Annotated in this window: 2 protein-coding genes; both read left to right on the forward strand. The window is 39.2% G+C overall.

Annotated features, from left to right (window positions below; translation table 11 throughout):
- Window positions 1-220 precede the first annotated feature (220 nt).
- Window positions 221-1,861, forward strand: a complete 1,641-nt coding sequence (locus BAZSYMA_RS03490) for a CTP synthase (protein ID WP_090715678.1) — start codon at window positions 221-223, stop codon at window positions 1,859-1,861.
- The gene (locus BAZSYMA_RS03495; RefSeq protein ID WP_090715680.1) at window positions 1,861-2,184 is read left to right on the forward strand and encodes a hypothetical protein; all 324 of its coding nucleotides are present in this window, start codon (window positions 1,861-1,863) and stop codon (window positions 2,182-2,184) included. The genes BAZSYMA_RS03490 and BAZSYMA_RS03495 overlap by 1 nt, the downstream gene beginning before the upstream one ends.
- Window positions 2,185-2,346: the final 162 nt, after the last annotated feature.

Below are 2,346 nucleotides of genomic sequence, written 5' to 3' on the forward strand. Positions count from 1 at the left end.
TAGGTCAATTGTGTATATTTTTGCATGTTTCACTCCTTTTTTCTTGTACGGATTAAGGGTGGTTAATATACCCTTTGGCCGACTAATTGAGTGTTGCACTTATGATGTGAATCTAAGACTTTTGTGTTTCAACAGACAAATTTATGTTTGTTGAGGTGAATTATTGAAAAATAGTTTATTTGATTAGGGTATTATATGTCTTTCAACTTTGTCACTTTTTATGACAACAAAATATATCTTTATTACTGGCGGTGTGGTTTCTTCTTTAGGTAAGGGCATCGCTTCTGCTTCTTTGGCAACACTCCTAGAATCTCGCGGACTTAAAGTTACCATGCTTAAGTTGGACCCTTATATTAATGTTGACCCAGGTACGATGAGCCCATTCCAGCATGGTGAAGTTTTTGTTACCAATGATGGTGCTGAAACTGACCTAGATTTAGGTCATTATGAAAGATTTGTACGCTTACAGCTAGGTAAGAAAAACAACTTTACAGCAGGGCGTGTGTATGAGCGTGTGATCAAGCGCGAACGCCGTGGTGATTATTTGGGTGCAACGGTGCAGATTGTGCCACACATTACCAATGAAATTAAAGAATTGACACAAATAGGCGCACAAGGTGCGCAGGTTGCCTTGGTTGAGATTGGCGGCACTGTCGGTGATATTGAGTCATTGCCATTTATAGAAGCCATTAGACAGATGAGTCTTGAATTGGGCCGTGAAAATACCTTATTCGTGCATTTAACCTTATTGCCTTATATCAAAGTTGCAGGGGAGTTGAAAACCAAGCCAACGCAACACTCTGTGAAAGAATTGCGTAGTATTGGTATTCAGCCTGATATTTTAATTTGTCGTTCCGAATACGAGCTGCCTGAAGAAGAGCGTGCTAAGATTGCCTTGTTTACTAATGTAGCGTCAGATTCAGTGTTCACATCTCTTGATGTTGATACTATTTATAAAGTCCCGAGAGCTCTGCATGAGCAAGGTTTGGATGATATTGTGGTAAAGAAATTATCTATTGATTGTAAGCCAACCGATTTGAGCGAGTGGGACAGTGTGGTTAACAAGCTTTATTCACCTGAGGCTGCTGTTGATATTGCTATGGTGGGTAAATATATAAATTTGACAGAAGCCTATAAGTCGCTCTCAGAGGCTTTATTACACGCAGGCATTAATACAAAAACCAAAGTTAACATCCATTATTTTGATTCTGAAGAAATTGAAGAAAAAGGGGTGGGTTGTCTAAGTGAAATGAGCGCGATTTTAGTACCAGGTGGCTTTGGTAATCGTGGTGTTGAAGGTAAGATTGCTGCTGTTAAATATGCACGAGAAAACAAGGTGCCTTATTTAGGTATTTGTCTTGGTATGCAGGTTGCGGTGATTGAATATGCGCGTAATGTGGCAAATATGGGCGGCGCTAATTCTACTGAATTTGATCAATCTAGCCCATATCCAGTTATAGGGTTAATTACTGAATGGCAAGACGAAGATGGCAGTACACAAACGCGTGATAAAGGTTCTGACTTGGGTGGAACAATGCGTTTAGGCGGTCAAGAATGTGCTTTGATTGGTAATTCAAAGTCTAGAGAAATTTATGGCAAAGAAGTGATTACTGAGCGTCATCGTCATCGTTATGAAGTCAACAACAACTTGATTGATAAAATAGAAGGTGCGGGGTTGGTAATTTCTGGTCGTTCAATTGATGGTTTTTTGGTGGAAATGGTAGAAGTTTCAGACCACCCTTGGTTTGTGGCTTGCCAGTTCCATCCAGAGTTTACTTCTTCACCACGCGATGGACATCCATTATTTGAGAGTTTTGTTAGGGCGGCATCAACGGCACACAATCTTATCTTATCTTCGTAATGCTGTTTCAACAGATATGTGATAAATTTGAAAATGATAAATTCAAGCAAGCGTTTAAATCCTTGACACTTGATGACTTGCCACTTGCTGTGTGTTGCCATCATAGTGGAGATATTGACAAAGATTCTATTGAGATTGCAATTCTTTCAAGTGCTGAATCTGAGAATATTATTCAATTAAAAACAGGTGTATTTTTTCGTGAAGTGCTAGCAGGGTGTGCTTGTAGTGATAACCTATCACAGGCAATAAGTTATGAAAATGGCTACTGTGAACTGCACATTAAATTTGATAAAGATGCCGATAAGTTGGAGATAGCGTTATAATTAAGGAATTAGAGAAATTTAAATAGTAAAGTAAAATCAAGTGATATTGACCCGGGCGAATTCAACCCATAAGTGCAACGCTTCCATTTAAAAAATAGTCCTTACCAGTCATCTTGGCAAAGACCTCAAATGGGGTCTTGCACCCCAAGCATTTCCTAGGTG

Origin of the sequence: Bathymodiolus azoricus thioautotrophic gill symbiont (assembly GCF_001298715.1) — a bacterium.
Classification (GTDB): Bacteria; Pseudomonadota; Gammaproteobacteria; order PS1; family Pseudothioglobaceae; genus Thiodubiliella.